This is a genomic window from Streptococcus sp. HMSC10E12, assembly GCF_001807855.1.
Classification (GTDB): Bacteria; Bacillota; Bacilli; order Lactobacillales; family Streptococcaceae; genus Streptococcus; species Streptococcus salivarius.
The window spans coordinates 52,237-70,172 of the sequence record NZ_KV791083.1 but is presented as its reverse complement, the minus strand read 5'-3'; the positions used below and the strand labels follow the sequence as shown (position 1 = coordinate 70,172).

General features: G+C 41.4%; 17 protein-coding genes. 11 read left to right on the top strand and 6 right to left on the bottom strand.

Going from position 1 to position 17,936, the window contains the following annotated elements; all coding sequences use genetic code 11:
• The first annotated feature begins 44 nt into the window (after positions 1-44).
• Positions 45-731: a RadC family protein gene (gene radC / locus HMPREF3112_RS01645; RefSeq protein WP_070437676.1), complete on the top strand. Its 687-nt coding sequence runs from the start codon at positions 45-47 to the stop codon at positions 729-731.
• 57 nt (positions 732-788) lie between these two features.
• Here the strand turns inward: radC and HMPREF3112_RS01640 are convergent, their stop codons facing one another.
• The 6 genes from HMPREF3112_RS01640 to HMPREF3112_RS01615 all read right to left on the bottom strand — a co-directional run bounded on the left by HMPREF3112_RS01640 (position 789) and on the right by HMPREF3112_RS01615 (position 5,563).
• Entirely contained in the window at positions 789-1,484 is a 696-nt protein-coding gene (locus HMPREF3112_RS01640) for a gamma-glutamyl-gamma-aminobutyrate hydrolase family protein (protein WP_070437673.1), read from the bottom strand.
• The gene (locus HMPREF3112_RS01635) at positions 1,477-2,136 is read right to left on the bottom strand and encodes a redox-sensing transcriptional repressor Rex (RefSeq protein ID WP_002884205.1); all 660 of its coding nucleotides are present in this window, start codon (positions 2,134-2,136) and stop codon (positions 1,477-1,479) included. Before HMPREF3112_RS01635 ends, HMPREF3112_RS01640 begins: the two co-directional genes overlap by 8 nt.
• Before the next feature lie 141 nt (positions 2,137-2,277).
• Positions 2,278-2,625 (bottom strand): DUF1831 domain-containing protein, encoded by a 348-nt coding sequence (locus HMPREF3112_RS01630; RefSeq protein ID WP_002884733.1) that lies wholly within the window; start codon positions 2,623-2,625, stop codon positions 2,278-2,280.
• A 1-nt stretch (position 2,626) separates the two neighbouring features.
• Positions 2,627-3,739, bottom strand: coding sequence for a cysteine desulfurase family protein (locus HMPREF3112_RS01625; protein ID WP_070437670.1), 1,113 nt, complete (start codon positions 3,737-3,739; stop codon positions 2,627-2,629).
• Positions 3,740-3,742: 3 nt separating this feature from the next.
• Positions 3,743-4,714, bottom strand: coding sequence for a ribose-phosphate diphosphokinase (locus HMPREF3112_RS01620; RefSeq protein ID WP_070437667.1), 972 nt, complete (start codon positions 4,712-4,714; stop codon positions 3,743-3,745).
• A 273-nt stretch (positions 4,715-4,987) separates the two neighbouring features.
• Positions 4,988-5,563, bottom strand: coding sequence for a CYTH domain-containing protein (locus HMPREF3112_RS01615; RefSeq protein ID WP_022496737.1), 576 nt, complete (start codon positions 5,561-5,563; stop codon positions 4,988-4,990).
• Positions 5,564-5,658: 95 nt separating this feature from the next.
• Between HMPREF3112_RS01615 and HMPREF3112_RS01610 the strand changes: the two genes are divergently transcribed.
• The 10 genes from HMPREF3112_RS01610 to HMPREF3112_RS01565 all read left to right on the top strand — a co-directional run bounded on the left by HMPREF3112_RS01610 (position 5,659) and on the right by HMPREF3112_RS01565 (position 17,887).
• The gene (locus HMPREF3112_RS01610; protein ID WP_002884702.1) at positions 5,659-6,333 is read left to right on the top strand and encodes a GTP diphosphokinase; all 675 of its coding nucleotides are present in this window, start codon (positions 5,659-5,661) and stop codon (positions 6,331-6,333) included.
• Positions 6,305-7,141: an NAD kinase gene (locus HMPREF3112_RS01605; protein WP_002884507.1), complete on the top strand. Its 837-nt coding sequence runs from the start codon at positions 6,305-6,307 to the stop codon at positions 7,139-7,141. Before HMPREF3112_RS01610 ends, HMPREF3112_RS01605 begins: the two co-directional genes overlap by 29 nt.
• On the top strand, positions 7,138-8,034 hold the full coding sequence (locus HMPREF3112_RS01600) for an RluA family pseudouridine synthase (protein WP_070437664.1): 897 nt from the start codon (positions 7,138-7,140) through the stop codon (positions 8,032-8,034). Before HMPREF3112_RS01605 ends, HMPREF3112_RS01600 begins: the two co-directional genes overlap by 4 nt.
• Positions 8,035-8,049: 15 nt before the next feature.
• The gene (pta, locus tag HMPREF3112_RS01595; protein WP_070437661.1) at positions 8,050-9,033 is read left to right on the top strand and encodes a phosphate acetyltransferase; all 984 of its coding nucleotides are present in this window, start codon (positions 8,050-8,052) and stop codon (positions 9,031-9,033) included.
• Between the two features lie 235 nt (positions 9,034-9,268).
• Positions 9,269-11,239: a peptide ABC transporter substrate-binding protein gene (locus HMPREF3112_RS01590; RefSeq protein ID WP_060971832.1), complete on the top strand. Its 1,971-nt coding sequence runs from the start codon at positions 9,269-9,271 to the stop codon at positions 11,237-11,239.
• 180 nt (positions 11,240-11,419) lie between these two features.
• Positions 11,420-13,390: a peptide ABC transporter substrate-binding protein gene (locus HMPREF3112_RS01585; RefSeq protein WP_060971833.1), complete on the top strand. Its 1,971-nt coding sequence runs from the start codon at positions 11,420-11,422 to the stop codon at positions 13,388-13,390.
• A gap of 60 nt (positions 13,391-13,450) precedes the next feature.
• Positions 13,451-14,944: an ABC transporter permease gene (locus HMPREF3112_RS01580; protein WP_060971834.1), complete on the top strand. Its 1,494-nt coding sequence runs from the start codon at positions 13,451-13,453 to the stop codon at positions 14,942-14,944.
• Positions 14,944-15,870: an oligopeptide ABC transporter permease OppC gene (oppC, locus tag HMPREF3112_RS01575; RefSeq protein ID WP_022496729.1), complete on the top strand. Its 927-nt coding sequence runs from the start codon at positions 14,944-14,946 to the stop codon at positions 15,868-15,870. Before HMPREF3112_RS01580 ends, oppC begins: the two co-directional genes overlap by 1 nt.
• Positions 15,871-15,879: 9 nt before the next feature.
• A complete protein-coding gene (locus tag HMPREF3112_RS01570; protein ID WP_002891435.1) occupies positions 15,880-16,965 on the top strand; it encodes an ABC transporter ATP-binding protein in 1,086 nt (361 codons plus the stop codon).
• Positions 16,958-17,887, top strand: coding sequence for an ATP-binding cassette domain-containing protein (locus HMPREF3112_RS01565; protein WP_022496727.1), 930 nt, complete (start codon positions 16,958-16,960; stop codon positions 17,885-17,887). Before HMPREF3112_RS01570 ends, HMPREF3112_RS01565 begins: the two co-directional genes overlap by 8 nt.
• The last annotated feature ends 49 nt before the right edge of the window (positions 17,888-17,936 follow it).

Here is a 17,936-nt window from a genome sequence, read left to right as displayed (position 1 = left end):
TTCCCCTCCCACTTACGAATAGGTAAGTAGGAGGTTTTTTTCTTATGTATAGTATTGTAGCTGAGGAGTCGGGGCTTTTGCCTCGTGAGCGACTCTTACAGAAGGGAGCAGAGGTTTTGTCGGACCAGGAGTTGTTGGCGATAGTGCTGCGGACAGGGACTAGGTCTGAGTCGGTCCTATCTATGGCCAATCGTATTTTGAAAGGGATGACGAGTTTGGCGGATTTGTCTCGTTTGTCCTTGAATGAGCTTCAGGAGATTCCTGGTATTGGGCGTGTGAAGTCTATTGAGCTCAAGGCTATGGTGGAGTTGGCTAAGCGGATTGAGAAGGCTGAGTTGGCTCGGTCTGAGCAGATTATGTCTAGCCAGCAGGTGGCGCGTCGTATGATGTTGGATATTGGCGACAAGCCTCAGGAGCATCTGGTGGCTATCTATTTGGATACGCAGAACCGTATTATTCAGCAAAAGACGGTCTTTATTGGTGGGGTTCGTCGTTCGATTGCTGAGCCACGTGAGATTTTACATTATGCCTGTCATCTGATGGCAACGTCTTTGATTGTGGTTCACAATCATCCGTCGGGTGAGGCATATCCAAGTCGAAATGATATTGATTTTACCCAAAAGATTAAGCGGTCCTGTGATGATTTAGGGATTTGTCTGCTTGATCATCTGATTGTTGGAAAATCAACCTATTATTCCTTTCGTGAGGAGAGGGAGGATTTTGATCTTTAGGTTGAACCTATGTGATAAAGACAAGAGAAAAGCAACTGAGTGCAGTCTCAGTTGCTTTTAAAGTTCGTTAACGACGTATTCAAAGAGTTTGAGGTCTTCTTCACGTTTGTCTAGGAGAAGCTCTGGGTGCCATTGTACACCAAGAAAGCGAAGGTCTGGACTATTTGACTCAACAGCTTCGACTGTGTTGTCCTCAGGATCACGCGCAATGACACGAAGGTCAGAGGCCAAGTGTTTGATACTTTGATGGTGGAAGGAGTTGATAGAGGTTCCACATCCGTAGATTTCTGCCAACTTGCTGTTCTCATCAACAATCATCTCATGGTAGAGGTAATCAGAAGGCTTGTCCTGCCAGTGATGCTCAATATCTTGATGGAGGCTACCACCTAGTGCGACGTTCATTAGTTGGGTTCCACGACAGATTGAAAAGATGGGTTTCTTCTGCTTAGTGGCTTCCTCGATGAGTGCCATTTCAAAGATATCCCGTTCGAGGAAGAAGTCATCTTCACTGGCATGGTTCTCTTCGTTGTAGAATTTAGGGTCAACGTTTTGCCCACCGATAAGGATGAGCTTGTCAATCATGGAGATATAGGTCTTGGCTTCCGATGGATCGGATACTGGTAGTAGGATTGCTAGGCCACCGGCTCTTTGAACTCCTTCTACAAAGCCAGATGGGGCATAGGACCAGTTGATATCTTCATGGGCTGGATTAGGCCTTACATTGGCAGTGATTCCGATAATTGGTTTAGTCATTGTTTCTCCTTGATTTTTCTTCTTCTTTCATGAAATAGAGTAGGGTTTGTAGTTCGCTAGTCAAGTCTACATATTGGACCACTACATGGCGTGGAAGATTGAGGTTGACCGGAGAGAAACAGAGAATGCCTTCAATTCCAGCATCAACCAAAAGATCAGCCACCTCCTGGGCCTTAACTGATGGCACTGTCAGGATGGCTGTTTTGATATCTTCTTGGGCAATCTTGTCCTTAATCTGGGAAATCCCATAGATAGGAATCTTGTCCTCGGTTTGAGTTCCAACCAATTCGTTATCGTCTGTATCAAAAGCCATGACCAGCTGCATGCGGTTACGCTCTTGAAAACGGTAGTGGAGGAGGGCACGCCCGACATTACCAACACCTACGAGGAGTACCTTGGTAGTCGCATTGTCATTTAGGAGTTCAGCGAAAAATGTCATCAGCTTGTTTACGTCATAACCAAAACCACGACGACCTAGCTCACCAAAGTAGGAGAAGTCCCGACGAACAGTGGCAGGGTCAATCCCAATCGCTTCAGCAATTTGTTTAGAGCTTGCTTTATCGATATTTTCACGATGGAATCGTTTGAAAATACGATAGTAGAGAGAGAGACGTTTGGCAGTGGCGTTTGGGATGTTTTTCTCAAATGTCATTGATCGCTTTCCTTTCTTTAATTAGTATGATTCTCTTATATTTTAAGAAAAGTTTGTGAAGAATGCAACAAAATAGTGTAGATGAGGCGATATAAAAAACCTATCACATGGATAGGCTATTTCTATGTAGTAAGAAAAAATTTAGACTTCTTCTTGCTCGAAAACGTTACGATCAACCAAACTCTGCATCAAGAAGTAGAATTTTTCTTGCAAGATATGGTGATCTTCATTTTTAAAGATATTAACGTTACGAAGGCCAGATTTGTCTGTGATAGACAATTTGAAGCCTGTCAAGTCTTTGTTAATAGTGATTTTGAGTGGAAAACCTTCGCCTGAGTTAGGCACTTTTTCGAGAAGGCGGTGCAACTCGTAGTTTCCGATTTTATTTTGCACAAAAGTCGTATCACGTAGAGTGAATTTTTTGACATTAGGACTGATGGTGTAACGGTACTTACAGTCAGTCAAATGAATGCTTTTTTCAAATGCCATGTTAGTCTCCTATGATTTGATTAAGTTTTTCTGCTAGGGCCTGGAGTTCTTCAGCGGTATTTTCCTCTGATAAACTAATGCGAATGGCTGTTTTTAGCTTGTCAGAATCCTTGCCATAGAGGGCCTGGATGACATGACTTGGATCAACAGTTCCAGCAGTACAAGCAGAACCTGTTGAGACAGCAAAGCCTGCTAGGTCTAACAAGGTTAAGAGAGGCCCATTTTCCTTACCAGTAAAGCTAATATTGATAACGTGAGGTAGGCTAGATCCTCCGCCATTAATTTCATAAGGAATGGTAAGGGAATCTAGAAAGGCCTGACGAATCGTTTCAACATGTTGGTAATTGTCTTGGTAGTGGTCACTAGCATGCTTGTAAGCAGCGGTCATACCTGCAATACCGACCAGATTTTCAGTGCTAGCACGGCGTTTTTCTTCTTGCTCACCACCGTGGAGTAGGTTGTCAAAATGCAAATCGTTATGATAGAGCAAGCCGACACCTTTAGGTCCATGGAATTTATGGGCACTAATTGAGAGAAAATCAGCTCCAAGTTCCTCTGGGTGAATTGGAAGTTTTCCTGCTACCTGAACGGCATCAACGTGGAAGGCAGCTTGGTGATTGGCAAGCAAGTCACCAATTTCCTTGATAGGAAGCAATTGGCCGGTCTCATTATTGGCATACATAACAGAAACTAGAATAGTATCGTCACGTAAGGCATCAGCGATTTGTTGAGCAGTAATGACTTGATTTTCTGGTTGAATATAGGTTACTTCAAAACCAAAACGCTCTTCCAAGTAGGCCATGGTGTGAAGGACAGAGTGGTGTTCAATAGCAGTTGTAATCAGGTGTTTGCCTTTAGCTTGATTGGCTAGGGCATAACCTTTGATAGCTGTATTGTTTCCTTCAGTCCCACCAGAAGTGAAAATGAGCTTACGAGCAGGGACTTCAAATTGTTTGGCCATTTCTTCACGGGCTTCACGAAGTTCCTTGGAAGCTTGGCGACCATAGGCATGGAGGCTGGATGGATTTCCAAAGGTTTCAGTCATAACATGTGTCATAGCTGAAATAGCAGCAGTATTTAAAGGAGTTGTTGCTGCATTGTCCAAATAAACCATAGCTTAGTCCTCGTGTGCAGTGTAAGCAAAGAGTGGGCTAAGTGGTTGACGTTCGAAGATACGAGTAGTAGCGTTAGCGATTAGCTCACTTGCTGAAATGTATTTAACGTTTGTAGGCACTTTTTCTTTAGTCGCAACTGAATCTGTCACCAAGATTTCTTTAATTGGAGCAGCGTTGAGGACTTCGGCAGCTCCACCCGCAAAGAGACCGTGACTAGCTACTGCAAAGATGTCTTTAACGCCACCACGTTCAAGGATTTTAGCAGCTTCAGCAAATGTTTTACCAGTATTAAGGATATCATCAACCAAGATTGCTGTTTTTCCTTCAACCTCACCGATGATGTAGCCTTCTTCACGTTCTGAATCATCTTGAGCGTAGTCAATGATAGCGATTGGTGCATCAAGGTATTCCGCCAAGCTACGAGCACGTTTAACACCTGAGTTTTTAGGGCTAACAACGACAACATCACTTCCTGTGAATCCCTTTTCGTTGTAGTATTCAGCAAACAATGGCATTGTGAAGAGGTTATCTACTGGGATGTCGAAGAAACCTTGAACTTGGACAGCGTGAAGGTCAAGTGTCAAGAGACGATTGACACCAGCTTTAACCAGCATATTGGCAATCAATTTAGCAGTGATTGGTTCACGTGAAGCAGCGATACGGTCTTGACGTGCATAACCAAAGTAAGGCATAACCACGTTGACAGAGTTAGCACTGGCACGTTTGCAGGCATCAATCATAATGAGCAATTCCCAAAGGTGGTCGTTAACAGGGTTGCTTGTAGATTGGATGATATAAATATCGTCCCCACGAACAGACTCTTCGATGTTGATCATGATTTCACCGTCAGAAAATTGACGTGAAGATACTTTACCAAGTGGCAATCCGGTAGCCTCAGCAATTTTTTCAGCAATTTCTGGGTTTGAGCTGAGCGAGAACAATTTCAATTGTGGGTTTGCTTTTTGATGTACCATGACGATGGTGACTCCTTTAAAAAAATAAGATGCTAAGCCCAGTTAGGGCTATTGTAATAAAACTACAGATAGTTCTATTTTAGCAAAAAGAAGCAGAAATTTCAGTCATCAAAGTATGATATTAGTGAAAAATACCGAACCTTTGTTAGATAAAATTCCTTTGTATGCGTTTTTAGACCTCTGGAAGCCATTTATGAGATAAAATGCTTGTATTATTTAACGCTGCATGTGTTTAAACATAAAAAAACAAGGAGATAACTCCTTGTCTAACTTTTAGTCTTTGTCTCGTTTGAGGGTAGCTACAAAGCGTGCAACCTTACTCTTTGCATACTTAAAGTCAATGTTATTTTCTTTAAGGAAAGCATCAAAGTCGTCTTTACCTTTCTCGGCATCCGAAACTTCTAGTTCAAGCTCGTAGTCTTTCTTATCGGCATAGACATTGACATCGAGGGCCATGAGGCCGATGTTGGTCTGGTACTCGCGACGGGTAGTGGTCAAATGTCCGAGGATGGTTAGGTCCTCAAGTTTAACCCCGCGTTCCAGAAGAATGGATTTGATCTGACAATCAGGAAAGTCCAGCGACTTAGTCAAAGCCTTAGCGTCCGCACAATCCATGGTAAGGTTGTACTCCATGTTCCCGACCTTTTCAGGAATCTTCAAGGTCAGCTCACCATGAGTGGGAAGCGTCCTGATACGCAAGGAGAGTTTTTTGTTTCTCATGTCACTCTGAGGAGTGTCGATGTAGTAGTTGGTTTGCGTAACAGGTGTCACATGGGAGAAAAGCATCGCTAAACGATTGTACTCGTCTTTGGTGAGTAGAGTCTTGTACTCTATCTCTAAATGGTTCATGTGTGTCCTCCCTTGTGCTTTCAAATGTGGTATAATATAACAGATTGTATTTATTTTATAAAAAACTAAAGCTTTTGACAAGGAGGAGTCCTATCTTGACCATGGATTGGGAACAATTTTTAGACCCCTATATTCAGGCCGTAGGTGAGCTCAAAATCAAGCTCCGAGGCATTCGTAAACAATTTCGTAAGCAAAATCGTCACTCGCCTATTGAATTTGTGACGGGACGTGTGAAGTCAGTGGCTTCCATTGAGGAGAAAATAGCCCTTCGTGGCCTCTCAGTTGAAAATTTGGCTCAAGATATGCAGGATATTGCTGGTCTCCGAGTCATGGTCCAGTTTGTCGATGATGTGGATGAAGTTTTGGCCTTGCTTCGTCGCCGTAGTGATATGACCATTGTTTCAGAGCGTGACTACATCAGAAACCGTAAACATTCGGGTTATCGCTCTTATCATGTTATTATCTCTTATCCCGTTGATACCATTGATGGTCGTAAGGAGATTCTTGCGGAGATTCAGATTAGGACTTTGGCCATGAACTTTTGGGCCACCATTGAACATTCCCTTAATTACAAGTATCAGGGAAACTTTCCAGAGGAAATTAAGCTTCGCTTGGAAACTACGGCCCGCATGGCTTATGAACTTGATGAAGAAATGCGTAAGATACGTGATGATATTAGAGATGCCCAGTTGCTCTTTGATCCAATTAACAGAACTTTGAAGGATAGTGTAGGAAATAGTGATGACACAGATGAAGACCTCTTCGGATGAGATGAAGGTAGCTATTATTGCCAATGGCAAACCCCAAAGTAGGCGTGTGGCCTCAAAACTTTTTAATGCCTTTCGAGATGATCCAGATTTTTATTTGACCAAGAAAAATCCAGATGTGGTCATCTCAATTGGTGGTGATGGTATGTTGCTATCGGCCTTTCATATGTATGAAAAAGAGCTTGCTCGTGTGCGTTTTGTAGGGATTCACACGGGTCACTTAGGCTTTTATACGGATTATTTGGACAGTGAAGTGGATCAATTAATCGAGACGCTTCGAAAAGATAGTGGTGCTAAGATCTCTTACCCTCTTTTGAATGTCAAATTGACTCTTGCTGATGGGCGTTCTTTTACGTCGATTGCCCTTAATGAAGCAGCCATAAAGCGTAATGAGAAAACCATGGCAGCAGATGTTTGCCTTAATGATGTCTTGTTTGAGAGTTTTCGTGGTGATGGACTGTCGGTGTCAACGCCTACAGGATCAACGGCCTACAATAAATCTTTGGGTGGTGCGGTCCTTCATCCCACCATTGAAGCCTTGCAACTGACTGAGATTGCCAGTCTTAATAATCGTGTTTATCGTACCCTAGGAAGTCCCCTTATTGTACCTAAGCATGAGAAGATTACGGTTTATCCTACCCGAATGGGAAGCTACACTCTATCCGTTGATAATAAAACCTATACCAACCGTAATGTGAAAAAGGTAGAATTCTCAATTGACCAACGTAAGATTTCCTTTGTGGCTAGTGCCAGCCATACAAGTTTCTGGGAACGTGTACGTGATTCCTTTATTGGAGACATGGAAGAATGAGATATGAGTTTACCGTAGGACGTTCCTGTCGGGTCAAGACCTTTTTGAAGGAGCATGATATTTCAAAAGGACTTCTAGCCAAGATTAAGTTTGAAGGTGGTCATATTTGGGTTAATGGCGAGGAGCAGTTTGCGACTTATCCTGTCCATGAAGGAGACGTGGTTGCCATTGAAATCCCTGACGAGGCACCGCATGAAACCTTGAAGCCAATTCCTTTTGACTTGGATATCGTCTATGAGGATGATAACTTCTTGGTGATTAATAAACCCTATGGCTATGCTAGTATTCCAAGTGTTAACCACGATAATACCATGGCTAATTTTGTCAAACATCATTTTGTCAGCAATAATTATCCCAACCAGCGTGTGCATATTGTGACACGTTTGGATAAGGATACGTCTGGTCTTATGCTGTTTGCTAAGCATGGTTATGCCCATGCTCGTATGGATAAACAGTTACAACAGAAGTCTATCAAGAAACATTACTATGCCTTAGTTGAAGGTGACACCAAACTTGAGAAGCAGGGTGAAATCATTGCACCGATTGCGCGTGATGTGGATTCCATTATCACACGTCGAGTCCATAAGTCGGGGAAATATGCCCACACTAGTTATCGCTTGGTAGCTGATTATGGTAGGGTTAAACTGGTTGATATCAATTTGCATACTGGGCGTACTCACCAGATTCGCGTCCACTTTGCCCACTTAGGCCTTCCCCTTTTGGGAGATGATCTTTATGGTGGTTCTCTAGACTATGGTATTGAGCGCCAGGCCTTGCATTGTCACCGTCTTTCATTTGCTGATCCATTCACCAAAAAAGAGATGGTCCATGCATCTTCCTTGACAGATGATTTTGAAACCGTTATCATGAATTTACAAACTAAAAAAGATTGATTGAGGAATTTTTTTATGCGTAGTCTATTTGGTGAACTTCGTGAACATATTTCAGGGAAAGGTGTTAAGATTGTTTTCCCTGAGGGTAACGACGACCGTGTGGTTCGTGCAGCTGCCCGTTTGAAATTTGAAGGATTGGTTGATCCTATTATTTTGGGAGACCCAGCAGAGGTTCACAAAATCTTGAACGATCTTGGTTTTGCAGACTTTAACTATACGATTATTAATCCTGAAACCTATGAAGGTTTTGAGGAAATGAAGGAAAAATTTCTTGAAATCCGTAAAGGAAAAGCAACAGTCGAAGATGCAGAGAAGTTGCTTCGTGATGTGAACTATTTCGGTGTTATGCTAGTTAAACTCGGTCTTGCTGATGGAATGGTTTCAGGTGCTATCCACTCAACAGCGGATACGGTACGTCCTGCCCTTCAAATTATCAAAACAAAACCAGGCATTTCACGTACATCAGGTGTCTTCCTTATGAACCGTGAAAATACGGATCATCGCTTGATGTTTGCCGACTGTGCTATCAATATTGAACCAAATTCTCAAGAATTGGCAGAAATTGCAATTAATACTGCCGAAACAGCTAAAGTTTTTGGTATTGATCCTAAAGTGGCCATGCTTAGCTTCTCAACAAAAGGTTCTGCTAAATCGCCAAAAGTTGACAGGGTAGTAGAGGCAACAAATATTGCTAAAGAAATGCGTCCTGACTTAGCTATTGATGGTGAGTTGCAGTTTGATGCAGCCTTTGTTCCAGCAACAGCTGCTATTAAGGCTCCAGATAGTAACGTAGCAGGACATGCCAATGTCTTTGTCTTCCCAGGTTTGCAAGCAGGTAACATTGGATATAAGATTGCCCAACGTTTGGGAATGTTCGAAGCTATCGGTCCAATCTTACAAGGTCTTAATAAACCAGTAAACGATCTTTCTCGTGGTGCTAGTGCTGAAGATATTTACAATTTGGCGATTATCACAGCTGCTCAAGCTCTTAATGGCTAATTTTAACTTAGAAACAGAGGTTTAACCAAGGTGTTAGGCCTTTTTGTTTTATGCATGACTGGTGATTAAAAATAAATCGATTAAAGTAACTAGAAATCCAGGAAATACAATGGACTGTTGAGTTTATCGTGTTTTATCATGTAAAATACTTGTGCAAATTGTCTGACAACGACTGTTTTTCTTGATTATTTATGCTATAATGAAAGAGTAAAATTTTATTTTTTGGAGAAATCTTATGAAAAAAAGCAAATGGTTAGCCCTTGCGGGTGTGGCACTCCTCAGTGTAGGTGCCTTAGCGGCTTGTTCTTCTAAGTCAAGTACTAGTGGAACGACTTATGGTTATGTTTATAATTCAGATCCAGAATCATTGGATTACATCACTTCAAATACAGGACCTACTAAGACAGCTGTGACAAACGGTGTAGATGGTCTTATGGAAGCAGATAAATATGGAAATCTTGTCCCTTCAGTAGCTGAAGATTGGTCTGTCTCTCAAGATGGTCTAACTTATACTTATAAAATCCGTAAGGGTGTTAAATGGTACACTTCAGATGGTGAAGAGTATGCTGATGTGACTGCTAAGGACTTTGTGACTGGTCTTAAGCATGCGGCTGATTCCAAAGCTGGAGCCCTCTATTTGGTACAAGATTCTATTGCAGGCTTGTCTGACTACCTCTCTGGTGCCAATAAAGATTTCTCAAATGTAGGTGTCAAAGCAATCGACGATCACACATTGCAATATACCCTTAAAAAACCAGAACCATACTGGAATTCTAAGACAACCTATGGTTTGCTCTTCCCGGTTAACGAAGACTTTCTTAAGAATAAAGGAAAAGATTTTGGTAAGTCAACAGACCCAACCTCTATCCTTTATAACGGTCCTTTCCTTCTTAAATCTTTGACAGCTAAATCATCTATCGAGTTGACTAAGAATGAGAATTATTGGGATAAGAAGAACGTGCATTTCGACGCTATCAAATTGTCATATTATGATGGTTCTGACCAGGAGGCTCAAGAGCGTAGCTTCTCAGATGGTGCTCTCAGCATTGCACGTGTATTCCCTATGAGCTCTAACTATGCGTCAGTAGAAAAGAAATATAAAGATAATATTTATTACACAGCACCAGGTGCGTCTACAGCAGCTATTGGTGTGAATATTGATCGTCAAAGCTATAAATTCTCAGCTAAGAAGACAGATGCTGAAAAGACATCAACTAAGAAGGCTCTTCTAAACAAAGACTTCCGTCAATCAATCAACTTCGCTATTGATCGTACAGCTTATCAATCTCAAGTAAATGGTAAAGATGGGGCAGCTCTTGCTCTACGTAACCTCTTTGTTCCTTCTGATTTTGTCAGTGCAGGTGATAAGACCTTCGGTGACCTTGTGACAGACAAGATGAGCACTTACGGTGATGAATGGTCTGGTGTCAATTTTGCGGATGGTCAAGATGGTCTCTACAATGCGGAAAAAGCTAAGACTGAGTTTGCCAAAGCCAAAGAAGCTCTTCAAGGTGAAGGTGTTCAATTCCCAATTCACTTGGACCTTCCAGTTGATCAAAGTTCTAAACTTAATGTTGCTCAAGCTCAATCATTGAAACAAACGATTGAAAAATCATTGGGCAGTGAAAATGTCGTTATCGATATCAACCAGTTGTCATCTGATGATATGCAAAATGCAACCCTTAATGCGGCAAATGCGGCAGCAGAAGACTGGGATATTTCAAACGGTGTGGTTTGGGGTCCAGACTATCAAGATCCATCAACTTACCTTGATATCTTTAAGACAACTTCAAGTGAAAATACCAAGACTTTCATGGGTTATGATGATCCAAACAATGCGGCCGCAGCTCAAGTAGGTCTTAAAGATTATGATGCCTTGCTTGATTCAGCAGCTTCAGAAACAACAGACCTCAACGCTCGTTACGATCGCTATGCCCAAGCTCAAGCATGGTTGGAAGATAGCTCGCTTGTCATTCCATTGACTGTTGGTAACGGTGCAGCACCAGTTATTTCACGCTTGACACCATTTACGGGTGCTAGCATGCAAGTGGGTGATAAGAACTCATCAGACTACTTCAAATATGTGAAACCACAAGAAAAAGTAGTTACTAAGAAAGAATATGAACAAAGTCGTGAAAAATGGCTTAAAGAAAAGAAAGCATCTAACGAAAAAGCTCAAAAAGATCTTGAGAAACACGTTAAATAATATTCTTGAGAAAAAGGCAGTTAGCCTTTTTCTTTTGTCCAAAAAGGGCTAATCCATAGTGTTCGTAAGGGGTAAAATTGTGAGAAAGTCAGTATAAGACAAAATATTCTGAAAATTGTACTCATCTTATTTTTTATGGTATAATGTAGGCATATAAAAAAGATTTTTTGGAGAATGCTTATGAAAAAAAGTAAATGGTTGGCCCTTGCGGGTGTTTCCCTTCTAAGTGTTGGGGTTTTAGTGGCTTGCTCATCAAAATCAAACACTTCAAGCAATACTTATAACTATATTTATACTGCTGATCCTGAGACATTGGATTACCTTATTTCCAATAAAGGTTCAACGACTGACGCTGTGACAAATGGTGTCGATGGCCTTTTGGAAAACGATAAATATGGTAACTTGGTACCTTCTATTGCCAAGGACTGGACTGTTTCAGCTGATGGTTTGACTTATACTTACAAACTTCGTAAAGGAGTTAAATGGTATACTTCAGACGGTGAAGAGTATGCAGAAGTAACAGCTAAAGACTTCGTAACAGGTCTTAAGCATGCTGCTGATAAAAAGACAGAGTCAATTTACTTGGCAAAAGATTCTGTAGTAGGTCTTGCTGATTATTTCAATGGTACTGATAAAGACTTCTCTAAAGTTGGCGTTAAAGCACTTGATGATTACACTCTTCAGTACACACTTAAACAACCAGAACCTTACTGGAATTCTAAGATGACTTATTCTCTCTTCTGGCCTGTAAATGAAGAGTTCCTTAAGTCAAAAGGGGATAGCTTTGGTAAATCAACAGATCCATCATCTATCCTTTATAATGGTCCATACATCCTTAAGTCGTTGACAGCTAAATCATCTATTGAGTTGGCTAAAAATGAAAACTACTGGGATAAGAAAAATGTCCACTTCGATGGCATTAAACTTTCTTTCTATGATGCATCAGACCAAGAATCGCTTGTTCGTAATTTCACTGATGGCGCTTATAGCCAAGCACGTCTATATCCAACAAGCTCAAACTTTAATTCAGTAGAAAAACAATATAAAGATAATATCTTCTATACACAACCATCTGCAGATATTGGTGGGGTTGGTGTTAATATTGACCGTCAGTCTTACAACCATACATCTAAGAAGACTGATGCTGAAAAAGATTCAACTAAGAAAGCTCTTCTTAACAAGGATTTCCGTCAATCAGTTAACTTTGCTATTGACCGTACAGCTTATTCAGCACAACTTAATGGTGAAAAAGGTGCAGCACTTGCTGTTCGTAACCTTCTTGTGAAACCTGATTTTGTTTATGCTGGTGACAAGTCATTCGGTGATTTGGTAACTGAAAAGATGCCTTCATATGGTGACGAGTGGTCAGGTGTTAACCTTAAAGACAGCCAAGATGGTCTCTTCAACGCTGATAAGGCTAAGACTGAATTTAATAAAGCTAAGGAAGCTCTCCAAGCACAAGGTGTTCAATTCCCAATTCACTTGGACCTTCCAGTTGACCAAGCTGCAAAACCAACTGTAGCACGTGCACAATCTTTGAAACAATCTGTTGAAAAGACACTCGGAAAAGAAAATGTGGTTGTAGACGTTCATCAAATGTCTCAAGATGATCTTCTTAACAGTACTTTGTATGCAGCTAACGCAGCAGCAGAAGACTGGGATATCAATATTTCAGTTGCTTGGGCACCTGACTACGAAGACCCATCAACATTCCTTGATATCTTCAAGACAACAGCTAGTGAGAACACAAAAACTTACATGGGATTCGACGATCCTAACAATGCAGCAGCAGCTCAAGTAGGTCTTAAAGACTTTGATGCTTTGGTTGATAATGCAGCTAAAGAAACAAGCGACCTCAACGTACGTTATGAACGTTATGCAGAGGCACAAGCTTGGTTGGAAGATAGCTCACTCTTCATGCCACTTATGGTTAACAAGGGTGCTGCTCCAATGGTAGCTCGTTTGACACCATTCTCAGGTGCTTACTCTCAAGTGGGACCTAAGGGTTCTGACAGATACTTTAAGTACCTTGAGCCTCAAAAAGATGTTGTCACTAAGAAAAACTATGATAAAGCCCGTGAAAGCTGGCTTAAAGAAAAGTCTAAGTCCAACGAAAAAGCTCAAAAAGACCTTGAGAAACACGTTAAATAAAAGGACGATGGAACTTTCTCATTAGATTGGGAAAGTTCTTTTGGAATTAAAGGAAGAGACATGAAAAAATACATTTTATTGAGAACCCTCCGTTCTCTATTGTCAATATTTGTCGTGACGGCCTTGACCTACACGATTATCTATACCATGGTGCCGAGGCGTCTGATTTTCAGACAGGACCCTAACTACAACAAGATTGCTAAGACAGCTGATTCTAAGGCTAACTATGAAAATACAATCTATGAACGTATGGGTTACATTGATTACTATGACACCAAGGAGTTGCAGGAGAAAGCTAGCTCCCTTGATAAGTCGGTAACCACTAAGCCAACAAAAGAAAATAAAGCTATTTACCAAAAATATGTGGATAGTTTAGGACATGGCTGGCGTTTGCATCAATTCAAGCAAAGTAAACAATTCTATGCAACACGTGATGTGCCAGTGCTTGAACGTGTGTTTGGCTTCTATACGCACCTCTTTGAATTTGACAATACTGGATGGGTTAAAGATAAAACAAATCCAAACTTGAAGCGTTACATCCGTATTGAAAATGATCCAGCTATCGGTTGGTCAGTTGTCGGTTCAGGAACTAAGCATAAATATTTGCTTTACTTTAACGGTCAGTTCCCATTTGTTCACCAAAACTTTGTGAAGATGAACCTTGGTACCTCTTATCCAACTTATGCTGAGCAAGGTGTTCTTGATGTTATTACGCAAGGCCAAGGGCAAACACAAAGCTCTGAGGTCAACTTCCCTACTGGTAAGAAGATATCTTCAGTAGATATCTACTCTCGTACTTATAAATCACCAAGTCAGGCTGATGCGAGAGATCGTTCTTACTATGGAAATGACCCATACACAGCTACCAAGAGTCGCTACCAATACCCATCAATGGTGACAAGTTCTGCTATTGCAGGTTTGATTGGTTTGGTCTTGTCTTATGCCTTGGCAATTCCATTGGGATCATACATGGCACGCTTTAAAAACACACTCTTTGATAGTGTGTCAACAGGTGTCTTGACTTTCTTGCTTTCACTACCAACCATCGCCTTGGTTTATATCATCCGTTTGATTGGTTCTGAGATTGGTCTTCCAGACTCCTTCCCTATCTTGGGTGCAGGTGACTGGCGTTCATACGTCTTGCCATCTGTTATTCTCGGTCTCTTGTCAACACCAGGTCTTGCTATTTGGATTCGTCGTTATATGATTGACTTGCAATCACAAGACTTCGTTCGTTTTGCACGTGCCAAAGGGTTGTCAGAACAAGAAATTTCGAATAAACACATTTTCAAAAATGCTATGGTTTCCTTGGTTTCAGGGATCCCAGCATCTATCGTTAGTGTTATCACAGGGGCAACCTTGACAGAAACAATCTTTGCCTACCCTGGTATGGGTAAAATGTTGATTGACTCTGTCCGTGCTTCAAATAACGCTATGGTTGTGGGTCTTGTATTTATTTTCACAGCCCTCACCATCTTCTCATTGCTTGTGGGTGATATCCTTATGACTATGATTGACCCACGTATCAAATTGACATCTAAAGGAGGTAAATAATGGCTTCAATTGATAAAAGTAAGTTCCAATTTGTAAAGCGCGATGATTTTGCCTCTGAAACAATTGATGCGCCGGCCTATTCATACTGGAAATCGGTGATGCGTCAGTTCTTCAAGAAAAAGTCAACAACTGTCATGTTGGGAATCTTGATTGCTATCATTTTGATGAGCTTTATCTACCCAATGTTTTCAAAATTTGACTTTAATGACGTGTCTAAGGTTAATGACTTTAGTGTACGTTATGTGCATCCAAATGCTCAATACTGGTTCGGTACGGACAGTAATGGTAAGTCTCTCTTTGACAGTGTTTGGTTTGGAGCTCGTAATTCTATCCTTATTGCTGTTATCGCTACCTTCATTAACGTTGTTATTGGTTTAGTCGTTGGTGCTGTTTGGGGGATTTCTAAGACCTTTGATATGATTATGATGGAAATCTACAACATCATCTCAAACATTCCTGCCCTCCTTGTCGTTATCGTCTTGACTTACTCATTGGGTGCAGGTTTCTGGAACATGATTTTTGCCATGACTGTCACAGGTTGGATTGGTATTGCTTATACTATCCGTATTCAAATCATGCGTTACCGTGATTTGGAGTACAACTTGGCTTCTCGTACTTTGGGAACACCAACTCCTAAGATTGTGGTTAAAAATATCATGCCACAACTTGTATCAGTTATCGTGACTATGGCTAGTCAGCTCTTGCCAGGATTTATCTCTTACGAAGCCTTCCTTTCTTACTTTGGTTTGGGGCTTCCTGTTACAACGCCTAGTCTTGGTCGTTTGATTTCAGACTATGCACAGAACGTTACAGTCAATGCTTATCTCTTCTGGATTCCATTGACTACCTTGATCCTCGTTTCCCTCTCTCTCTTTATTGTCGGTCAAAACTTGGCGGATGCCAGTGACCCACGTACGCATAGATAGGAGTCCAATATGACAGAAAATAAAAATGTAATATTATCGGCTCGCGATATCGTCGTGGAATTTGACGTTCGTGACCGTGTTTTGACAGCCATTCGAGGAGTTTCCCTTGATCTGGTTGAAGGTGAAGTTTTAGCCTTGGTTGGTGAGTCTGGTTCAGGTAAATCAGTTTTGACTAAGACTTTCACAGGGATGCTTGAAGAAAATGGTCGTGTAGCTAGCGGTTCTATTGATTATCGTGGCCAAGATTTGACCAAACTTAAGAGTCACCAAGATTGGGCATCTATTCGTGGGGCTAAGATTGCGACTATCTTCCAAGATCCTATGACCAGTCTTGACCCAATTAAGACTATCGGTAGCCAAATTGTTGAAGTTATTGTCAAACACCAAGGAAAATCAGCCAAAGAAGCTAAAAAAATGGCCATTGATTACATGGACAAGGTTGGTATTCCTGATGCTGAAAAACGTTTCAATGAGTATCCTTTCCAATACTCTGGTGGGATGCGTCAACGTATCGTTATTGCCATTGCCTTGGCTTGTCATCCGGATGTCCTTATCTGTGACGAACCAACAACTGCCCTTGATGTGACCATTCAAGCTCAAATCATCGACCTCTTGAAATCACTCAAAGAGGAGTACGGTTTCTCAGTGATTTTCATTACCCATGACCTTGGTGTGGTAGCAAGTATCGCTGATAAGGTTGCTGTTATGTATGCTGGTGAAATCATTGAATACGCAACTGTTGAGGAAATTTTCTATGAGCCTTGTCACCCATACACGTGGAGCTTGCTTTCAAGCTTGCCACAGTTGGCTGATGATAAGGGTGAGCTTTTCTCAATTCCAGGGACACCACCATCACTTTATACACCGGTTGTTGGGGATGCCTTTGCTTTGCGTTCAGACTATGCTATGCAGATTGACTTCGAGGAAAAAGCGCCACAATTCCAAGTTTCAGATACTCACTGGGCTAAGACCTGGCTCTTACATGAGGATGCACCAAAAGTTGAAAAACCTGCGGTTATCCAAAATCTACATGAAAAAATCCGTGCTAATATGGGATTTGCACATTTAGGAGATGAGGAGGAAGGCAATGCCTGAGAAGTTAGTTGAAGTAAAAGATGTGGAGATTTCCTTCGGTGAAGGAAGCAAGAAATTCGTTGCTGTCCACAATGCTAATTTTTTCATCAACAAGGGTGAAACCTTTTCCCTCGTTGGTGAGTCTGGTAGTGGTAAAACCACTATCGGGCGTGCCATTATTGGTCTAAATGATACAAGTAATGGTGAGATTATTTTTGACGGTAAGAAAATCAATGGACACTTGTCTCACTCTGAGAAAAACGACCTTATCCGTCGTATCCAGATGATTTTCCAAGACCCTGCGGCTAGTTTGAATGAACGTGCAACAGTCGATTATATCTTGTCTGAGGGCTTGCATAACTTCCATCTCTATAAGGATGAGGAAGATCGTAAAGCTAAAATCAAGAAAATCATCAAAGAAGTGGGACTTCTTGAGGAGCACTTGACACGTTACCCTCACGAATTTTCTGGGGGACAACGTCAACGTATTGGGATTGCACGTTCCTTGGTCATGCAACCTGATTTGGTTATCGCTGACGAACCCATCTCAGCCCTTGACGTGTCAGTTCGTGCCCAAGTTTTGAACTTGCTTAAGAAATTCCAAAAAGAGTTGGGACTGACCTACCTCTTTATCGCTCACGACTTGTCAGTGGTCCGTTTCATTTCTGACCGTATCGCTGTTATTTACAAGGGGACAATCGTGGAAGTTGCTGAGACAGAAGAACTCTACAACAATCCTATCCACCCTTACACCAAGTCACTCTTGTCTGCTGTTCCTATTCCAGACCCAATCTTGGAACGTAAGAAAGTCTTGAAGGTTTATAATCCAAACCAACACGACTATTCGGTTGATAAACCAGAAATGGTTGAAGTACGTCCAGGACACTTCGTTTGGGGTAACAAGGCCGAAATCGAGACTTATCGTAAAGAACAAAGTAAATAAGTCTTTTCAATGCAAAAAAAACGTGTTCCAGAAGGAACACGTTTTTTCT